At 70.7% G+C, this 18949-nt stretch carries 15 protein-coding genes and 1 pseudogene; 7 read left to right on the forward strand and 9 right to left on the reverse strand.

Translation table 11 applies throughout. The features are described 5' to 3' along the window. From ACVNF4_RS18025 to ACVNF4_RS18035, 3 genes and pseudogenes are all read left to right on the forward strand, one after another. Nucleotides 1-456 (forward strand): annotated as a pseudogene (locus tag ACVNF4_RS18025) (TerD family protein); the annotation flags it as partial. Nucleotides 457-708: 252 nt separating this feature from the next. Then, complete coding sequence (locus tag ACVNF4_RS18030) at nucleotides 709-1698, forward strand: TerC family protein (RefSeq protein WP_461803849.1); 990 nt, start codon at nucleotides 709-711, stop codon at nucleotides 1696-1698. Between the two features lie 153 nt (nucleotides 1699-1851). Next, the gene (locus tag ACVNF4_RS18035; RefSeq protein ID WP_461803850.1) at nucleotides 1852-2952 is read left to right on the forward strand and encodes a calcium:cation antiporter; all 1101 of its coding nucleotides are present in this window, start codon (nucleotides 1852-1854) and stop codon (nucleotides 2950-2952) included. 14 nt (nucleotides 2953-2966) lie between these two features. Here the strand turns inward: ACVNF4_RS18035 and ACVNF4_RS18040 are convergent, their stop codons facing one another. Together ACVNF4_RS18040 and ACVNF4_RS18045 are read right to left on the reverse strand one after the other, a co-directional pair. Next, nucleotides 2967-4238, reverse strand: a complete 1272-nt coding sequence (locus ACVNF4_RS18040) for an MFS transporter (protein WP_461803863.1) — start codon at nucleotides 4236-4238, stop codon at nucleotides 2967-2969. Nucleotides 4239-4345: 107 nt separating this feature from the next. Next, complete coding sequence (locus ACVNF4_RS18045; RefSeq protein WP_461803851.1) at nucleotides 4346-5392, reverse strand: S66 family peptidase; 1047 nt, start codon at nucleotides 5390-5392, stop codon at nucleotides 4346-4348. Between the two features lie 99 nt (nucleotides 5393-5491). Here ACVNF4_RS18045 and aroQ point away from each other — a divergent pair, with 99 nt between their 5' ends. Continuing rightward, complete coding sequence (aroQ, locus tag ACVNF4_RS18050; protein ID WP_461803852.1) at nucleotides 5492-5959, forward strand: type II 3-dehydroquinate dehydratase; 468 nt, start codon at nucleotides 5492-5494, stop codon at nucleotides 5957-5959. Between the two features lie 59 nt (nucleotides 5960-6018). Here the strand turns inward: aroQ and ACVNF4_RS18055 are convergent, their stop codons facing one another. The 5 genes from ACVNF4_RS18055 to ACVNF4_RS18075 form a co-directional block, all read right to left on the reverse strand. Beyond that, complete coding sequence (locus ACVNF4_RS18055; protein ID WP_461803853.1) at nucleotides 6019-6771, reverse strand: amino acid ABC transporter ATP-binding protein; 753 nt, start codon at nucleotides 6769-6771, stop codon at nucleotides 6019-6021. After that, complete coding sequence (locus ACVNF4_RS18060; protein WP_461803854.1) at nucleotides 6768-7649, reverse strand: amino acid ABC transporter permease; 882 nt, start codon at nucleotides 7647-7649, stop codon at nucleotides 6768-6770. Before ACVNF4_RS18060 ends, ACVNF4_RS18055 begins: the two co-directional genes overlap by 4 nt. Continuing rightward, entirely contained in the window at nucleotides 7646-8533 is an 888-nt protein-coding gene (locus tag ACVNF4_RS18065; RefSeq protein WP_461803855.1) for an ABC transporter substrate-binding protein, read from the reverse strand. The genes ACVNF4_RS18060 and ACVNF4_RS18065 overlap by 4 nt, the downstream gene beginning before the upstream one ends. A 361-nt stretch (nucleotides 8534-8894) precedes the next feature. Next, complete coding sequence (locus ACVNF4_RS18070) at nucleotides 8895-9551, reverse strand: MBL fold metallo-hydrolase (protein WP_461803856.1); 657 nt, start codon at nucleotides 9549-9551, stop codon at nucleotides 8895-8897. A gap of 9 nt (nucleotides 9552-9560) precedes the next feature. Next, the gene (locus tag ACVNF4_RS18075; protein WP_461803857.1) at nucleotides 9561-10247 is read right to left on the reverse strand and encodes a maleylpyruvate isomerase family mycothiol-dependent enzyme; all 687 of its coding nucleotides are present in this window, start codon (nucleotides 10245-10247) and stop codon (nucleotides 9561-9563) included. Nucleotides 10248-10470: 223 nt separating this feature from the next. Between ACVNF4_RS18075 and uvrA the strand changes: the two genes are divergently transcribed. Continuing rightward, nucleotides 10471-13455 (forward strand): excinuclease ABC subunit UvrA, encoded by a 2985-nt coding sequence (uvrA, locus tag ACVNF4_RS18080; RefSeq protein ID WP_461803858.1) that lies wholly within the window; start codon nucleotides 10471-10473, stop codon nucleotides 13453-13455. 129 nt (nucleotides 13456-13584) lie between these two features. Here the strand turns inward: uvrA and ACVNF4_RS18085 are convergent, their stop codons facing one another. Together ACVNF4_RS18085 and ACVNF4_RS18090 are read right to left on the reverse strand one after the other, a co-directional pair. Beyond that, nucleotides 13585-14496 carry a carbohydrate kinase family protein gene (locus tag ACVNF4_RS18085; RefSeq protein WP_461803859.1) on the reverse strand — a complete coding sequence of 304 codons (912 nt, stop codon included), beginning with the start codon at nucleotides 14494-14496 and terminating at the stop codon, nucleotides 13585-13587. Between the two features lie 150 nt (nucleotides 14497-14646). Continuing rightward, entirely contained in the window at nucleotides 14647-15600 is a 954-nt protein-coding gene (locus tag ACVNF4_RS18090) for a hypothetical protein (protein WP_461803860.1), read from the reverse strand. Between the two features lie 278 nt (nucleotides 15601-15878). On the opposite strand from ACVNF4_RS18090, the gene uvrC reads away from it, so the two are divergent. Together uvrC and rapZ are read left to right on the forward strand one after the other, a co-directional pair. Then, nucleotides 15879-17897: an excinuclease ABC subunit UvrC gene (uvrC, locus tag ACVNF4_RS18095; protein ID WP_461803861.1), complete on the forward strand. Its 2019-nt coding sequence runs from the start codon at nucleotides 15879-15881 to the stop codon at nucleotides 17895-17897. Then, nucleotides 17894-18853 (forward strand): RNase adapter RapZ, encoded by a 960-nt coding sequence (gene rapZ / locus ACVNF4_RS18100; RefSeq protein ID WP_461803862.1) that lies wholly within the window; start codon nucleotides 17894-17896, stop codon nucleotides 18851-18853. Before uvrC ends, rapZ begins: the two co-directional genes overlap by 4 nt. Nucleotides 18854-18949 lie beyond the last annotated feature (96 nt).

Consider the following 18949-nt stretch of genomic DNA (forward strand, 5'->3'; position numbering starts at 1 on the left):
GCGGCGCCGCCCGCCGTCGGCGCCGCCGGGGTGGCGGACGTCCTCGGGCGGCTCACCCAGCGCGTCGATCTGGTCCAGATGGCGGTGCGCGGGGGCGCTCCGGACGCGCTGCCGCCCGGTTTCGACACCTCGCACCAACTGCTCGTGGTGAACGACTTCCCGCACGGTTTCGACGACCGCGCGGTGACGCGGTTGCGCTACCTGGCGGACGAAGGGCCGAGCGTCGGCGTGCACCTGCTGATGGTCGCCGACCGGGAGGACGCCGCCGCGTACGGCCCGCTGCTGGACCCGCTGTGGCGGTCCCTGCTGCGGCTGACCCCGGTGCCGGAGGACCACCTCGCCGATCCGTGGGTGGGGCACGCGTGGACGTACGAACCGGCGCTCGTGCCGCCCGGCAGCCGGGTGCTCCAGCAGGTCCTCGCGCAGGTCGCGGCAGCCCGCTCCCAGCCGCAATAGCGTGCATCAAGCCTCAGTAAAGCGCCCTGACCTGCACTTTTGATCTTTCTTTTGCCAATCGCTTTACCTTTCCTTGGTGATTGGGGTACTGTTTTCCGTACGGAGGGGAGTACTCCCTGACAATTGCGGCGTACCCGTCAATACGGATCAGGCCAGATCCCGGGGCGTCGGCCCATCCTTGGGTGGAAGAGACCTCCGGCAGCGCGACGCGACGCTGAGTATCTGCCGTTACGTACTGCCGGAGGCGCAGCAATGGATGTTTCCCTGGCCCTGTGGGTCCTGACGATCGTGGGCCTCGGCGCCCTGATCGCGGTCGACTTCTTCATCGGCCGCAAACCGCACGACGTGTCCATCAAGGAAGCGGGGATCTGGACGGTCGTCTGGATCGCCCTGGCCGCGCTCTTCGGCCTCGGCCTCGCGGTGTTCGGCGGCGGGGAGCCCGCAGGGGAGTTCTTCGCCGGGTTCATCACCGAGAAGTCGCTCAGCGTCGACAACCTCTTCGTCTTCATCCTGATCATGGCGAAGTTCGCGGTGCCGTCGCAGTACCAGCAGCGGGTCCTGCTCATCGGCGTCCTGATCGCCCTGGTCCTGCGGGCGATCTTCATCGCCGCCGGCGCCGCGATCATCGCCAACTTCTCCTGGGTCTTCTACATCTTCGGCGCCTTCCTCATCTACACCGCCTGGAAGCTGATCCAGGAGGCGCGGGCCGGCGAGGAGGACGAGGAGTTCGAGGAGAACAAGCTCCTCAAGGCCGCCGAGAAGCGCTTCGGTGTCGCCGACCGCTACCACGGCACGAAGCTGTGGATCCAGGAGAACGGCAAGCGGGTCATGACCCCGATGCTGGTCGTCATCCTCGCGATCGGCACCACGGACATCCTGTTCGCGCTCGACTCGATCCCCGCGATCTTCGGCCTGACGCAGGACCCGTACATCGTCTTCACCGCCAACGCGTTCGCCCTCATGGGCCTGCGCCAGCTGTACTTCCTCCTCGGCGGGCTGCTGCGCAAGCTGGTCCACCTCAGCTACGGGCTCTCCGTCATCCTCGGCTTCATCGGCGTCAAGCTCGTCCTGCACGCGCTGCACGAGTCGGGGGTCCACGTCCCGGTGATCAGCATCCCGGTCTCCCTGGGCGTGATCTGCGGGGTCCTGGTCGTCACGACCGTCACGAGCCTCAGGGCCGCGAAGAAGCAGGCGGAGGCCGAGGCGCAGGAGGGCACGCCGAAGGACAGCGTCACCAGCTGACCTCCGCGTCCGAACGAACCGAACGAACGGTGCCCGGCGACGCCGCCGGGCACCGCTTCATGTGCGGCCACGCCCCCTTCGGGTGAGGGCCCCCGAGACCGACCCCTGGGAACTCCACATGCGCCTCATCACCCCGTCTGCGACGATCGCCGCATGATCACTGGGCTTCGGGCACTCACCGCCCGGTGGACGACGATCGTGCCGGTCCTCGCGGTCATCCTCCTCGTCTTCACCTGGGGCCGAGACCTCCCCGGCGCCGTCGTCGCCCTGGTCACGCTGGTCCTCGCCGGGGCCGTCCTCGCGGCGGTCCACCACGCCGAGGTCATCGCCCACCGCGTCGGCGAACCCTTCGGCTCCCTGGTCCTCGCCGTCGCCGTCACGATCATCGAGGTCGCCCTCATCGTCACCTTGATGGTGGACGGCGGCGACAAGAGCTCCACGCTGGCCCGGGACACCGTCTTCGCCGCCGTGATGATCACCTGCAACGGCATCCTCGGCGTCTGCCTGCTCGTCGCCTCGCTGCGGCACGGCACCGCCGTCTTCAACCCGGAGGGCACCGGCGCCGCCCTCGCGACCGTCGCCACGCTGGCCACGCTCAGCCTGGTCCTGCCGACGTTCACGACCAGCAAGCCGGGACCCGAGTTCTCCACGGTCCAGCTCACCTTCGCGGCCCTGTCGTCCCTCGTCCTGTACGGCCTGTTCGTGGCGACCCAGACCGTACGGCACCGCGACTACTTCCTGCCGGTCACCCACGAGGGCGCGGTCCTGGACGCCGACGACCACGCCGACCTGCCGACCGTCCGCACGGCCTACCTGAGCCTCGTCCTGCTCGGCCTCGCGCTGATCGGCGTGGTGGGGCTCGCGAAGGGGGTCTCGCCGACGATCGAGTCGGGCGTCGAGTCCGCCGGGCTGCACCACGCGGTCGTCGGCGTCGTCATCGCCCTGCTCGTCCTGCTCCCCGAGACCATCGCCGCGCTGCGCGCCGCCCGCAGGGACCGGGTGCAGACCAGCCTCAACCTCGCGCTCGGCTCCGCCATGGCGAGCATCGGGCTGACGATCCCCGCGGTCGCCCTGGCCTCCGTCTGGCTCTCCGGGCCACTCGTCCTCGGGCTCGGCTCGACCCACATGGTGCTGCTCGCGCTGACCGTCGGCGTCAGCATCCTCACGGTGGTGCCGGGGCGGGCCACGCCGTTGCAAGGGGGCGTGCATCTGGTGCTGTTCGCGGCGTATCTGGAGTTGGCGGTCAATCCGTAGGGGCGCGCGTGCCCTCACCCCTCCGCCGGAACCGCCCCTCCAGCGGTCACCGGACGGGTCTCCGGCAGCAGCGCGAAGCATCCCAGGCTGAACAGTGCCACGGCCGACAGGTACGTCCCGACGCCCCACGGCACCCTGCCGGACCCCTCGGCCAGTGCCGTCGCGACGATCGGGGTGAGCGCGCCCCCGAGGACCCCGCCGAGGTTGTAGCCGACCGCCGCACCCGTACAACGGACGCGCGGTTCGTAGAGTTCCGGCAGATACGCCCCGATCACCGAGTACGTCGTGATGAACGCGAGCAGCGCCCCCAGGAAGCCGAGGAACATCAGCAGCGGCTCGCCGGTCGACAGGAGGGCGACCGTCGGGAACATCCACAGGGCCATCGCCGCGCACCCGGCCATGCACATGGGCCGCCGCCCGAACCGGTCGCCCAGATGTGCCGCGAGCGGGGTGAGCGCGCCCTTCACGACGACGGCGGCCATGATGCACGTCAGCATGACCGTGCGGCTCACGCCGAGCCGTTCCGTCGCGTACGCCAGCGACCAGGTCGTCACCGCGTAGAAGACCGCGTACCCGGAGGCCAGCGCGCCGGCCGTCAGCAGGACGAGCCGCCGGTGGCGGACGAACACCTCGACGAGCGGCACGCGCGCGTGGTCGTCGATTTCGAGGAACCGGGGGCTCTCGGTGAGGGACGACCGCAGCCACAGCCCCGCGACCGCGAGCACCCCGGCGGCCCAGAACGGCACCCGCCACCCCCAGGACGCGAACTGCGCCTCGGAGAGGCCCGCGGACAGCCCGAGCATCACCCCGTTGGCGAGCACGAAGCCCACAGCCGGACCCACCTGCGGGAAGCTCGCCCACAACGCGCGTCTGCCGGGCGGCGCGTGCTCCGCCGTCAGCAGCACCGCCCCGCCCCACTCCCCGCCGAGCCCGAGCCCCTGGAGGAACCGCAGCACGAGCAGCAGCACCGGCGCGGCGACGCCGATGGCCGCGTACGACGGGACGCAGCCGACCGCGACCGTCGAGGCACCCGTCAGCAGCAGCGACACGACCAGCACCGGGCGCCGCCCGTAGCGGTCCCCGACGTGCCCGAACAGCATCGACCCCAGCGGGCGGGCGAGGAAGCCGACACCGAACGTCCCGAAGGCCGCCAGCATGCCCGCCAGGGGCGAGAACGTCGGGAAGAACAGCGGGCCGAGGACGAGCGCCGCCGCCGTCCCGTAGGCGAAGAAGTCGTAGAACTCGATGGCCGTCCCGGCGAGCGCGGCGGCGGCGAGCCGGGGCATGGACGGTGGTGTCACGGACGGTGGTGTCACGGTGTGTGCAGGCTGCATGCCCCGTCAACCGGCCGCCACCACCGTGAGTCACGGCGGCGCGCGGAGCACTGGGGGCGTCAGTAGGTCACGACGATGCGCCGCGCGGGGCCGTCGACCCGGACGACACCGCCGTAAGGGACGACGAGTTGCGGGTCCGTGTGGCCGAGGTCGACGTCGAAGACGGCCATCGTGTCGGGGGCGTACGTCTTCAGCGCGCTCTCGACGGCCGCGCGCTGGTCGGCGGCGTACTGTGCGCTCGCCTGAGGGCCGTTCGGCCGCTCCAAGGACCAGGTCTTGGCCCGGCCCATCAAAAGCGCCGGGAAGCGCCTCAGGAGGCCGCGCTCGCCCATGTTGCGCAGGACGTAGTGGACCTCCTTGGCGCTCGGCAGGTCCTCGGAGGTCTCCAGGAACAGCACGCCGCCGTCGTACACGGACGGGTCGGCGGCGATCTCGCGGTCGGCCATCAGGAGCCAGGAGAGGATCTCCAGGTTGCCGCCCCACGCGCGGCCCTCCACCACCCGGTCGGCGTTCAGCCAGCTCCAGCCGGTGCCGGGGCGGGTCTCCGGCACGCGCGTGAAGGTCCGCGGGTCGGCCCAGTCGCCCTCGACGTCGCTCCAGTGGTCCACCGGGCGCAGCTCGTAGGGGCCCGAGGTGAACAGGGCGGCACGCAGGGAGTCGGCGGTCGGCGCGTCCATGGCGACAGGACGGCCGAACTGCACCATGACGCTGCCACCGTGGTAGCCGACGATCCCGGTGCTGTACAGGTAGGCCAGGAAGGCCGTGTTGTCGCTGTACCCGAAGAACGGCTTCGGATGCGCGCGGATCAACTCGCGGTCCAGGAAGGGCAGGACGGTGATCTGGTCGTCACCCCCGATCGACGCGAACACCGCCTTGATCTCCGGGTCGGCGAAGGCCGCGTGCAGGTCGTCGGCGCGCTGCCGGGGCGTGGCGTTCATCGTGCGCGTCGACGGGTACTCGACGGGGTCGAGGCCGAACTCGTCCCGCAGGCGCGCGAGGCCGAGTTCGAAGGGGCGCGGGAAGAGGCCGGGCAGCCCCGCGGACGGTGAGACGACGGCGACGCGGTCGCCGGGGGAGGGCTTGGGCGGGTACGCGGGAGCTGTCATGTCCGCACGTTACGGGGCCTCACCCGGACGGCGCACCGTGATAAACCGGGGACGAGCGGTGCCCTCGTCCCGGGGCGCCCCGAACGGACCGGAGGAACCGTGCCCCGCACCCTGGCCAACGCCCCGATCATGATCCTCAACGGCCCCAACCTGAACCTCCTCGGTCAGCGCCAGCCGGAGATCTACGGGTCCGACACGCTCGCCGACGTCGAGGCGATGTGCGTCAAGGCAGCGGCGGCCCACGGTGGCACGGTCGACTTCCGGCAGTCCAACCACGAGGGCGAACTCGTCGACTGGATCCACGAGGCACGGCTGAACCACTGCGGCGTCGTCATCAACCCGGGCGCCTACTCGCACACCTCCGTCGCGATCCTGGACGCGCTCAACACCTGCGACGGGCTGCCGGTGATCGAGGTCCACATCTCCAACATCCACAAGCGCGAGGCGTTCCGGCACCACTCGTACGTGTCGCTGCGCGCGGACGGGGTGATCGCCGGGTGCGGGGTGCAGGGGTACGTGTTCGGGGTGGAGCGGGTGGCGGCGCTGGCGAGGGAGGGGACGGCGTGAGCGGGTGAGCTTGCGTAAGGGGCGTCGTCCATGGCTGACGCCCCTTACGCCGGTGTCCGCTACAGGCGGCCGGCCTCCACGATCCGCCGCAGGAACCGCCGCGTGCGCTCCTCCTGCGGGGCGCCGAAGATCTGCTCGGCGCTGCCGCGCTCCAGGATCACGCCGCCGTCCAGGAAGCAGACCTGGTCGGCGACTTCGCGCGCGAAGCCCATCTCGTGCGTGGCCAGCACCATCGTCATCCCGTCGCCCTTCAGGTCACGGACGACGTTCAGGACCTCGCCGACCAGCTCAGGGTCGAGGGCGGCGGTGATCTCGTCGAGGAGCAGCAGCCGGGGCCGCACCGCGAGGGCCCGCACGATCGCCACACGCTGCTGCTGGCCGCCGCTGAGCCGGTCGGGGTACGCGGCGGCCCTGCCGGCCAGTCCGAGGCGCTCCAGCAGCTCCCTGGCCCGCTCCTCGGCCTCCTCGCGGGGCACGCCGTGGACGCGGCGCGGGGCGAGCGTGACGTTCTCCAGGACCGTCATGTGCGGGAACAGGTTGTACGACTGGAAGACCACGCCGATCCGGCGCCGCACCGCGTCCTGGTCCACACGCGGGTCGGTGATCTCCTCGCCGTCCAGCCAGATCGCGCCGTCGTCGATGTCCTCCAGCAGGTTCGTGCACCGCAGCAGCGTCGACTTGCCCGACCCGGAGGCCCCGATCAGCGCGGTCACCGTGTGCGGGGCGACCTCCAGATCGACGTCCCGAAGGACGGCCGAGCCGCCGAACGTCTTGCGCACGGACTCCATCCGCAGCACCGGCGCGTCGCTCATGCCGTACCTCCCTGGGACCGCTGACGGTCCATCCGCGCCGTCACCCAGTCCGTGAACCGGGTCATCGGGATCGTCAGCGCCACGAACACCAGCCCCGCGACGATGTACGGCGTGTAGTTCAGGCTCCGCCCGACGATGATGTCCGCCGCGTGCACCGCGTCGATCGCGCCGCCGATCGACACGAGACCGGTGTCCTTCTGGAGCGACACCAGGTCGTTGAGCAGCGGCGGCACCTGACGGCGCACCGCCTGCGGCAGCACCACGTACCGCAGCGCCTGCCGGTTGGTCAGCCCCAGGGAGCGGGCCGCCGCACGCTGCGAGGGGTGCACGGACTCGATGCCCGCGCGGAACACCTCCGCGACGTACGCCGAGTACGTCAGCGTCAGCGCCGTCCCGCCCAGCAGCACCGGATCGACCGTCACCCCCTGGAGGCGCAGCGCGGGGACGCCCAGGACGACGATCATCAGGTTGATGAGCAGCGGGAGGCCCCGGAAGAAGTCCGTGTAGGCCGCCGCGAGCACCCGCAGGGGGAAGAACACCGGGCCGCGCAGCGTGCGCGCGACGGCGATGAGCATGCCGAGGACCAGGACGGCCACTCCGCACACCGCCAGCAGCCGGATGTTCAGCCACAGCCCTTCGAGGACCTTCGGCAGCGCCTCGCGCGCGTAGTGCGCGTCGAAGAACGTCTCCTCGGTGCGCTGCCAGCCCGGCGCGTTGACGACGACCAGGTAGAGCACCACACCCACCACGAGCGTCGACAGCGCGGCGATCGCCGTCGCCCTACGCGTACGCGCGCGCCGGTAGCGCTCGTGCTCCAGCCGCCGCTGCGACGGGACGTACGCGTCCCGCGGCTCCTCGTCGGTCTTGGCGAGCGTCACTTGAGCACCGGGGCGGAGACCGCGTCGGACAGCCACTGCTGCTCCAGCTTCGCGAGTGTGCCGTCCTTGCGCAGGGCGTCCACAGCGGCCGTCACACAGGGCGTGAGCGCGCTGCCCTTGTCGAGGACCAGCCCGAACTGCTCGGGAGCGGCGCCCCGGTTCTCGAACTGGCCGACGATCGTGGCGTCGGTGATCTCGGCGCCGGTGATGTAGAACGCGGTCGGCAGGTCCACGACGATCGCGTCGACCTGCTTGTTCTGGAGGGCGGCCTTCGCCTGGTCGTTCTTCGCGTACACGGCGGCCTGCTGCGCCGGCTTCACCACGTCCTGGAGGTATTCCAGGCTGGTCGTGCCGACCTGGGCGCCCAGCTTGAGGCCCTTCAGGTCGGCGATGCTCCTGGCCTGCGCGGCCTTGGTGCCCTTCAGCGCGATCACGGCCTGGCGGACGTCGTAGTAGCCGGACGAGAAGTCGACGGCCTTCTTGCGCTCGTCGCTGATCGACACCTGGTTGATGTCGAAGTCGAAGGTCTTCGCACCGGGGGCGAACGCCTTGTTGAACGGCACGGTCTGCCAGACGACGGCGCTCTTGCCGTACCCGAGCCGCTGGGCCACCGCGTAGGCGACGGCCGACTCGAAGCCCTGGCCGCTGGAGGGCTTGTCGTCCTTGAACCACGGCTCGTAGGCGGGCGTGTCGGTGCCGACCGTCAGCTTTCCGGCGGCGGTGGTCGACAGCGCGCCCTTGGCGCACGCGGCGCCGGTCGAGGAACCGGACGGCGCGGCGGCGTCCTTCCCCTCCGGCTGCGGGGCACAGGCCACCGCGGTGGTGAGGAGAGCGACGGCGGCGGTCAGGGCGGCGCGGCGCGGGACATGGGGGGCGAGACGCATGGCGGGAGAGTTACAGCGAAAGCGCCGGTTTGTCCAGTTCACGACAGCGGGTGTCCGCATAGTGGGAACAGGTGTTGCGTCTGCGTGAACGGGGAGGCGGGAGGGGGGCTCGAACCCTCGGACGAGGGCGAGGAGGCGAGGGGGGTGCGGGGATGCCTGGGCCGCCGGTCGAGGGCGGGGAATGCGGTGGACCGGCGGCCCTTACCGAGCGGGAGCCGTCATCCCGCGCGGGGCAGGCTCCAGTTGACCGCACACCCACGCGCGCGGGGAGCGCGTGTGCCACCCCGGCGCGTGTGCGCGATTCACACGGGGCGCGTTGACGTCGCTCTGTGTCACCGGCACCTCGTGTCGGCCCGCCGCCTCACCAGCCGCGCGCGTGCCACTCCGGGAGCTGCGGGCGCTCGGCGCCCAGGGTCGTGTCGTCGCCGTGCCCCGGGTAGACCCACGTCTCGTCCGGAAGGACGTCGAAGATCTTCGTCTCCACGTCGTGGATCAGGCTCGCGAACGCCTCCGGGTTCTGACGGGTGTTGCCCACCCCGCCCGGGAAGAGGCAGTCACCGGTGAACACGTGCGGGTGGCCGTGCGGGTCGTCGTAGACCAGGGCGATCGAACCCGGCGTGTGCCCGACCAGGTGGCGCGCGGTCAGCTCCACCCGCCCCACCCGGATCACGTCGCCGTCGTCGACCGGGACGTCCGTCGGCACCGGGATGCCCTCGGCGTCCTCGCGTCCCGCGTACGTGCGCGCGCCGGTGGCCGCCACGATCTCCGCGAGCGCCTGCCAGTGATCGCCGTGCTGGTGGGTCGTCACGACCGACACCAGGCCGTCGTCGCCGACCGTGCCGAGCAGCGCCGCCGCGTCGCTCGCCGCGTCGATCAGCAGCTGCTCGTCCGTGGCGCGGCAGCGCAGCAGGTAGGCGTTGTTGTTCATCGGGCCGACCGCGATCTTCGTGATCATCAGGTCTTTCAGCTCGTGCACGTCCGCCGGGCCGCCTACCGTCACCTGTCCGCTGTACGTCATGACCGCAGCCTATAGCGGGGGCAGCACCGGCAGGAGCCCGCCTTCGGCCTGCGGCGCGGACGCCCCGGAACGCCCCGCGAGCCAGCCCAGCAGCTCGGCACCGGAACCGGTGACGGTCACCTCGGGGACGTCCCCGGCCCGGCCCGTGCGCCACGCGTGCGTGCCGTTCGTCAGACGGGTCGGCGGGACGTCCGCGAGGCCGTCGTACCGCGCCGCGAGGAAGGTGATCTGCCGCGCGGTGAAGTCCTCCGGGAGGTCCGCCAGGCCGTAGCCGATGCCCAGGTCCACGTGGTGCAGCTCGACCTCCGCCCAGCGGCGGAACGGGATGTGGGAGGCGCTGTCCTCGATGCCGTTGCGCAGGACCACCGTCCGCGACCAGTCGGCCGGGGCGTCGCCGGCGGCCAGGAAGCGGGCGCTGCTCTCCCGCAGGTCGGAGAGGTGGACGTCCAGCGCGCGCGGGGCGTCCCGCTCGATGTCCGCGTCCCGGACCTCGGCGGTCGCGTACATCGGGCGACCGTTCAGGACGTTCGCCAGAGCGTCCGCGTTGCGGGCGAGGTGGGCGAGGACGTGGCCACGGCTCCAGCCTGGCAACCGTGACGGTTCGGCGACCGACGCGTTGTCCAGCCCGGCGACCGCGGCCAGCAGCCGCCGCGTCGCTTCCCGTACCGAGTCCAGGTCACGCACGTGATCAGTCATGGGGCCGACCCTAGCCCCGTCACTCCATCGGGTGAAGACGGCTCGACAGCGCCGTGAATCGAATGCGTGTGCGATACGGTGGCTTGCAGGCGTCGGGCATGCTGGATGGTCGGGGATTGTTCACAACCCGTGAATCCGACCGGCGTTGTCAGTGGCTCCCCCTAGTCTGGGAAAGACGGGGGCCCCGCCCCTGTCACTTCTCTCAAGAAAGGTGCGGACCGGCGTGGCCGACCGTCTCATCGTCCGTGGAGCGCGCGAGCACAACCTGAAGAACGTCTCGCTCGACCTGCCCCGTGACTCGCTCATCGTCTTCACGGGCCTGTCCGGTTCGGGCAAGTCCTCGCTGGCCTTCGACACGATCTTCGCGGAGGGCCAGCGCCGCTACGTGGAGTCCCTGTCCTCGTACGCGCGCCAGTTCCTCGGCCAGATGGACAAGCCCGACGTCGACTTCATCGAGGGCCTCTCCCCGGCCGTCTCGATCGACCAGAAGTCGACCTCGCGCAACCCGCGCTCCACGGTCGGCACCATCACCGAGGTCTACGACTACCTGCGGCTCCTGTTCGCCCGCATCGGCAAGCCGCACTGCCCCCAGTGCCGGCGCCCGATCTCGCGCCAGTCGCCCCAGGCCATCGTCGACAAGGTCCTGGAACTCCCCGAGGGCAGCCGCTTCCAGGTCCTCTCGCCGCTCGTGCGTGAGCGCAAGGGCGAGTTCGTCGACCTCTTCGCCGACCTCCAGACCAAGGGCTACGCCCGCGCGCGGGTCGACGGCGAGACGATCCAGCTCTCCGAGCCGCCGGTCCTGAAGAAGCAGGAGAAGCACACCATCGAGGTGGTCATCGACCGCCTCACCGTCAAGGACAGCGCCAAGCGCCGCCTCACCGACTCCGTCGAGACCGCCCTCGGTCTCTCCGGCGGCATGGTCGTCCTCGACTTCGTCGACCTCCCGGCCGACGACCCCGAGCGCGAGCGCATGTACTCCGAGCACCTGTACTGCCCGTACGACGACCTCTCCTTCGAGGAACTGGAACCGCGCTCCTTCTCCTTCAACTCCCCCTTCGGCGCCTGCCCCGAGTGCAGCGGCATCGGCACGCGCATGGAGGTCGACGCCGAGCTGATCGTCCCCGACGAGGACAAGTCGCTCGACGAGGGTGCGATCCACCCCTGGTCCCACGGCCACACGAAGGACTACTTCGGCCGCCTGGTCGGCGCCCTGGCCGACGCCCTGGGCTTCCGCACCGACATCCCCTTCGCCGGGCTCCCGCAGCGCGCGAAGAAGGCCCTGCTGTACGGCCACAAGACGCAGATCGAGGTCCGCTACCGCAACCGCTACGGCCGCGAGCGGGTCTACACGACCCCCTTCGAAGGCGCCGTCCCGTTCGTGAAGCGCCGGCACAGCGAGTCCGAGAGCGACGCCAGCCGCGAGCGCTTCGAGGGCTACATGCGCGAGGTGCCCTGCCCGACCTGCGAGGGCACCCGCCTCAAGCCGATCGTCCTCGCGGTCACGGTCATGGGGAAGTCCATCGCCGAGGTCTCCGCGATGTCCATCAGCGACTGCGCGGACTTCCTGGGCGAACTGCGGCTCAGCGCGCGCGACAAGAAGATCGCCGAGCGCGTCCTCAAGGAGGTCAACGAACGGCTGCGGTTCCTGGTCGACGTCGGCCTCGACTACCTCTCGCTGAACCGCGCGGCCGGCACGCTCTCCGGCGGCGAGGCCCAGCGCATCCGCCTCGCCACCCAGATCGGCTCCGGCCTCGTCGGCGTCCTGTACGTCCTCGACGAACCGTCCATCGGCCTCCATCAGCGCGACAACCACCGGCTCATCGAGACCCTCGTCCGGCTGCGCGACATGGGCAACACCCTCATCGTCGTCGAGCACGACGAGGACACCATCAAGGTCGCCGACTGGATCGTCGACATCGGCCCCGGTGCCGGCGAGCACGGCGGGAAGGTCGTCCACAGCGGCTCCCTCAAGGAACTGCTCGACAACACCGAGTCGCAGACCGGCCAGTACCTCTCCGGCCGCAAGGCCATCCCACTGCCCGACGTCCGCCGCCCCCGCGACCTCGGCCGGCAGCTCACGGTCCACGGCGCCCGCGAGAACAACCTCAAGGACATCGACGTCTCCTTCCCGCTCGGCGTCTTCACCGCCGTCACGGGCGTCTCGGGTTCCGGCAAGTCCACCCTGGTCAACGACATCCTGTACACGCACCTGGCGCGCGAGTTGAACGGCGCGAGGAGCGTCCCCGGCCGGCACACGCGGGTGGACGGCGACGACCTCGTCGACAAGGTCGTCCACGTCGACCAGTCGCCCATCGGCCGCACCCCGCGCTCCAACCCGGCGACCTACACCGGCGTCTTCGACCACATCCGCAAGCTGTTCGCCGAGACCAGCGAGGCGAAGGTCCGCGGTTACCTGCCCGGCCGCTTCTCCTTCAACGTCAAGGGCGGTCGCTGCGAGAACTGCGCGGGCGACGGCACGATCAAGATCGAGATGAACTTCCTCCCGGACGTCTACGTCCCGTGCGAGGTCTGCCACGGCGCCCGGTACAACCGGGAGACCCTGGAGGTCCACTACAAGGGCAAGTCCATCGCCGAGGTCCTGAACATGCCGATCGAGGAGGCCACGGCCTTCTTCGAGGCGGTCCCCTCGATCGCCCGCCACCTCGGCACCCTCAAGGACGTCGGCCTCGGGTACGTCCGCCTCGGCCAGTCCGCCACCACGCTCTCCGGCGGCGAGGCCCAGCGGGTCAAGCTCGCCAGCGAACTCCAGCGCCGCTCCACGGGGCGGACGGTGTACGTCCTGGACGAGCCGACGACCGGTCTGCACTTCGAGGACATCAGCAAGCTCCTCAAGGTCCTCTCCGGGCTGGTCGACAAGGGCAACTCGGTCATCGTCATCGAGCACAACCTCGACGTCATCAAGACCGCCGACTGGGTCGTCGACATGGGCCCCGAGGGCGGTGCGGGCGGCGGTGTGGTGGTCGCCGAGGGCACGCCCGAGGAGGTCGCGGCGGTGCCGTCCAGTCACACCGGCAAGTTTTTGCGCGAGATCCTCGGCGCCGACCGCATCAGCGACGCGGCGCAGGTGAAGGCTCCGCGCAAGGCGGCGGCGAAGAAGGCGGTCCCGGCGAAGAAGGCCGCTGCCAGTACGGCCGCCGCCAAGAAGGCCGCTCCCGCGAAGAAGGCGACGCGAGCCCGCAAAAGCTGACGTGTCCCGCGAAACCGCGTGAAGCGGAAGCGAAAAAGAAAAAGCGAAAAAACCGGCGCCCCGCGGGAACTACCCGCGGGGCGCCGCCCGTTCTCAAGTCAGCTGCTTGACAACGCCACAGAGTGCGCGTCAGAAATCTCCCACCTCGGAGGGGTACGGCGGTTCCGCCCCCGCCCGGGAGCAGGTCAGCGCCGCAGCCCGCGCGGCGAACCCCAGCAGGCGCTCCCACCCGTCGCGGCCCAGTGTCCCCAGGGCCCCGGCGGACAGCGCGCCCATCGCGGAAAGCCCGTGCAGCAACGCCGCGTTCACGGTGTCCCCGGCGCCGATCGTGTCCACGACCTCGATCTTCTCGCCGGGCACCGCGTACACCTCCCCGCCCGGGGTGAACGCGGACATCCCGTCCCCGCCGTGCGTGACGACGACGGCCCCGGGCCCGGCCGCCAGCAGATCGACCGGAGTGCTCCCCAGCCAGCGCATGTCGTCCTCGGAGAGCTTGAGGAGGGTGACATGGGGCAGCCAGCTGCGGAACCGGGCGCGGTAGGCGTCCGGCTCGGAGATCAGGCCGGGGCGGATGTTCGGGTCCAGCAGGGTGAACAGGCCCTTGTCGGAAGCGTCGCGCATCAGCCGCTCGTAGGCGCTCGCCCCCGGTTCCAGGACGAGCGAACAGGTGCCGAAGGACACCGCCTCCGTCCCCGGGGGCAGTTCGGTCGGCGCCGTGAAGAGACGGTCGGCGGTGCCGGCGACGTAGAAGGAGTAGACGGCCGCCCCCTCCTCGTCCAGGGTCGCGGCAGCCAGCGTGGTCGGCTCCGGCCCACGCTGCACATGGGAGACGTCCACCCCCGATGCGCGCAGCCCCTCCAGCAGCGCGTTCCCGAAGGCGTCGGTCGAGGTGCGGGAGAGGAACGCGGTGCGGGAGCCGAGCCGGCCCAGGGCCACCGCGGTGTTGTAGGGGCCGCCGCCCAGCGCGGGCTGGAGCCCGGCGAGGGCGCCCTCGCCGAGCGGGACCAGGTCGATCAGGGCTTCTCCGGTGACGACGATCACGAGTCGGTTCCTCTCTGGCGGTCCGTGGACCGCGCGCTGCGCAGGGGCGGCACGGGGGAGCCGCACGAGGTGCGGGGACGAAGACGGAGGGAGCGAGGAATGGTACAGCCAGGACTGGCTCCGGGGGTCGTCCGAGGCGTCTCTCTTTCTCTACTCCCAGTCCCAGCCGATCCCCACGATCCCCGTCCGGAGCCGGGGTTCGACCAGGTGGACCGAGTGGTGGCTGCCGCTAAGGGGGAGGGGCTGGCGGCCGGTGCGGGGGGCCGCGTAGGAGTGCTGGGTGAAGCGGTGGCAGCGGGTGGGGAGGGCACGTTCGTCGAATTGGATCTGGAGGACGTACTGCCCGCCCGCCAGGTTGACGTCGTGGACGTACTCGCGGGAGGGGCCGGCGGTGCCGTCCTCCACGTCGTAGCGGAAGAGGAACGTGTCGCCGGGCCGCAGCCGGGTGTCGAAGAGGAGCTCGGCGACGAGGATGCCGGTCTCCTGGTCGTGGCGGACCCGGCCGGTGCGGCAGTTCTCCAGGGCCCGCACCCGCATCCGCTCCGGCGCGCAGCCGGGGTCCCCGTGGTGGACGGCCATGAAGCGGTCGACGCCGTCGCGGTGGGCGCGGACGATGTGGTGGGCCTCGCGGCTGAGGAGTTCGCGGCCGGCGCCGACGCGGACGCGCTCGTGGTGGCCGATGGTCTGGAGACCGGGGTCGAGGGGGCAGTCCAGGTCGGCGAGGAGGCCCTCCAGCACATCGGTGGCCTGGAGGAGCGCGCGGTAGGAGCGGGCGGCCGGGCGGTCGGAGGCGGCGTCGCCCTCGGCCTCCGCGAGGAGGCGTATCAGGGACTCCTCCGGGAGGTGGAGGATCTCCTCCAGCGCGCGGACGGCACGCAGGGACTCCGGGCGCTGCGGGCGGCGGGCGCCCTGCTGCCAGTAACTCAGGCTGGTGACGCCGACTCTGACGCCGTAGCGGGAGAGATGGTGCTGGACGCGTTGCAGCGGCAGGCCGCGGGCGGCTATCGCGGCTCTGAGGGCGACGTGGAAGGGGCCGCCTCGAAGGGCCGTGTCCAGTTCCGCTGTGGCGTCGGAGGGGCCCACGTGCTGTGCGGTGTGCGGCATGGAGGGGCCTTTCTGTGAACTACGGCTGGTCAGACCGTTCGCGTGGATCGGGGCCTCCCCGATGGCGCAGGAGGGTTTTTCTTCCTCTTCCTACGGCTCACCCGTACGACGCTGTTCACGGCCCCGAGTTCCCCCGCATTGAAGCGTGCGGATCTGACGGCGACAACAGTTGTGACGAGGGCCGGTACGAGGGGTGGCCGAGACGGGTCGCCGGGGCGAGGAGCGGGCGCCTTCTCGCGGACACCTGAGTGTCGGTGGGCGACAGTAGGGTGGGGTGTATGGCCGATCCCTCCAGCTACCGCCCCAAGCCGGGTGAGATCCCGGAGACCCCCGGGGTGTACAAGTTCCGCGACGAGCACCGGCGGGTGATCTACGTCGGCAAGGCGAAGAGCCTGCGCCAGCGGCTGGGGAGCTACTTCCAGGATCTGTCGGGCCTCCATCCGCGCACCCGGACGATGGTGACGACCGCCGCGTCGGTGGAGTGGACCGTGGTGTCCACGGAGGTCGAGGCGCTCCAGCTGGAGTACTCCTGGATCAAGGAGTACGACCCGCGGTTCAACGTGAAGTACCGCGACGACAAGAGCTACCCGTATCTCGCGGTGACGATGAACGAGGAGTACCCGCGGGTCCAGGTGATGCGGGGTCAGAAGAAGAAGGGCGTGCGGTACTTCGGCCCCTACGGGCACGCGTGGGCCATCAGGGACACGGTGGACCTGCTGCTGAGGGTGTTCCCGGTGCGGACGTGCTCGGCGGGCGTCTTCAAGAACGCGGCGCGGACGGGGCGGCCCTGTCTGCTGGGGTACATCGGGAAGTGCTCGGCGCCGTGCGTGGTGAAGGTCTCCGCCGAGGAGCACCGCGAACTGGCCGAGGACTTCTGCGACTTCATGACGGGCCGGACGGGGACGTACCTGCGCCGTCTGGAGAAGCAGATGGCCGCCGCGGCCGACGAGATGGAGTACGAGCGGGCGGCTCGCCTCAGGGACGACATCGAGGCCCTGAAGAAGGCCATGGAGAAGAGCGCGGTCGTGCTCGCGGACGCGACCGACGCCGACCTGATCGCCGTCGCGGAGGACGAGCTGGAGGCGGCCGTCCAGATCTTCCACGTCCGGGGCGGCCGGGTGCGCGGGCAGCGCGGCTGGGTCACCGACCGGGTGGAGGAAGTCACCACCGCCGGCCTCGTGGAGCACGCCCTCCAGCAGCTCTACGGCGAGGAGACCGGGGACGCGGTGCCGAAGGAGGTGCTGGTCCCCGCCCTCCCGGAGCCCGTGGAGCCGGTCCAGGAGTGGCTGACGGGGCGGCGTGGCGCCGGCGTCTCCCTGCGCGTCCCGCAGCGCGGCGACAAGCGGGCCCTGATGGAGACGGTCGCCCGCAACGCCCAGCAGGCGCTGGCCCTGCACAAGACGAAGCGCGCCTCGGATCTCACGACCCGCTCCCGCGCGCTGGAGGAGATCGCCGAGGCCCTCGACCTCGACAGCGCCCCCCTGCGCATCGAGTGCTTCGACATCTCCCACCTCCAGGGCGACGACGTCGTGGCCTCCATGGTCGTCTTCGAGGACGGCCTGGCCCGCAAGAGCGAGTACCGCCGCTTCCAGATCAAGGGCTTCGAGGGCCAGGACGACGTCCGCTCGATGCACGAGGTGATCACCCGCCGCTTCCGCCGCTACCTCGCCGAGAAGGAGCGCACCGGAGAGTGGACCGACGAGGACGCCCAGGCCCCCGGTGCCGCCCAGGCCGTCGGCAACGCCTTCACCGAGGACGACGGCCGGCCCAAGAAGTTCGCCTACCCCCCGCAGCTCCTCGTGGTCGACGGCGGACAGCCGCAGGTGGCCGCCGCCAAGCGCGCGCTGGACGAGCTGGGGATCGACGACATCGCGGTGTGCGGTCTGGCCAAGCGCCTGGAGGAGGTCTGGCTCCCGGCGGACGACGACCCGGTGGTCATGCCACGCACCAGCGAAGGCCTGTACCTTCTGCAACGCGTGCGCGACGAGGCGCACCGCTTCGCGATCACCTATCAGCGCACCAAGCGGGCCAAGAGGTTCCGCGCGGGCCCGCTGGACGACGTACCGGGACTGGGCGAGACCCGTAAACAGGCGCTGATCAAGCACTTCGGCTCGGTGAAAAAGCTGCGTTCCGCAACGATCGACCAGATCTGTGAGGTTCCGGGCATAGGTCGTAAGACGGCGGAAACCATCGTCGTCGCTCTCGCGCAGGCCGCCCCGGCGGCACCTGCCGTCAACACGGCCACGGGAGAGATCATGGAAGACGAAGCACGTGAGGAACGGGGACAGGAGCCATGAACGAGCACGAGAAGCAGCAGGAAGAAGCACAGGTGAGTACCGACACCCCAGCCGGCACCTCCGCCGACACCCCGGCGCCCAAGACACCCGAAGCGGCGATCCCCGAGCTGGTGATCATCTCCGGCATGTCCGGGGCCGGCCGTTCCACGGCCGCGAAGTGCCTGGAGGACCTCGGCTGGTTCGTCGTCGACAACCTGCCGCCCGCCCTGATCCCCACCATGGTGGAGCTGGGCGCCCGCTCCCAGGGGAACGTGGCACGGATCGCGGTCGTCGTCGACGTCCGGGGCCGGCGCTTCTTCGACAACCTCCGGGAGTCCCTCGCGGACCTGGAGTCCAAGCACGTCACCCGCAGGATCGTCTTCCTGGAGTCCTCGGACGACGCCCTGGTGCGCCGCTTCGAGTCGGTGCGGCGCCCGCACCCCCTCCAGGGCGACGGCCGCATCGTCGACGGCATCGACGCCGAGCGCGAGCTGCTGCGCGAGCTGCGCGGGGACGCCGACCTGGTGATCGACACCTCCAGCCTCAACGTCCACGAGCTGCGCGCCAAGATGGACGCCCAGTTCGCGGGCGAGGAGGAGCCCGAGCTGCGGGCCACGGTCATGTCGTTCGGCTTCAAGTACGGCCTCCCGGTGGACGCCGACCTTGTCGTCGACATGCGTTTCCTGCCCAACCCCCACTGGGTCCCGGAGCTGCGCCCCTACACCGGTCTGAACGAGGAGGTCTCGGCGTACGTCCTCGGCCAGCCCGGCGCGAAGGAGTTCCTCGACCGGTACGCCGAGCTTCTCCAGCTGATTGCCGCGGGCTACCGTCGTGAGGGCAAGCGGTACGTGACCATCGCCGTCGGCTGTACCGGCGGCAAGCACCGGTCCGTGGCGATGTCGGAGAAGCTCGCCGCGCGACTCGCGGCCGAGGGCGTGGAGACGGTGGTCGTGCACCGGGACATGGGACGGGAATGACAGGACGTACTCCGCGGCTGGGCCGGCTGCGCAGGGGGGTGCCCGAGGGACAGCCCGGGCGGACGGGCCGGCCGGTCGAGGCGCGCGGGGCACGGC

This window comes from Streptomyces sp. S6 (assembly GCF_054880855.1).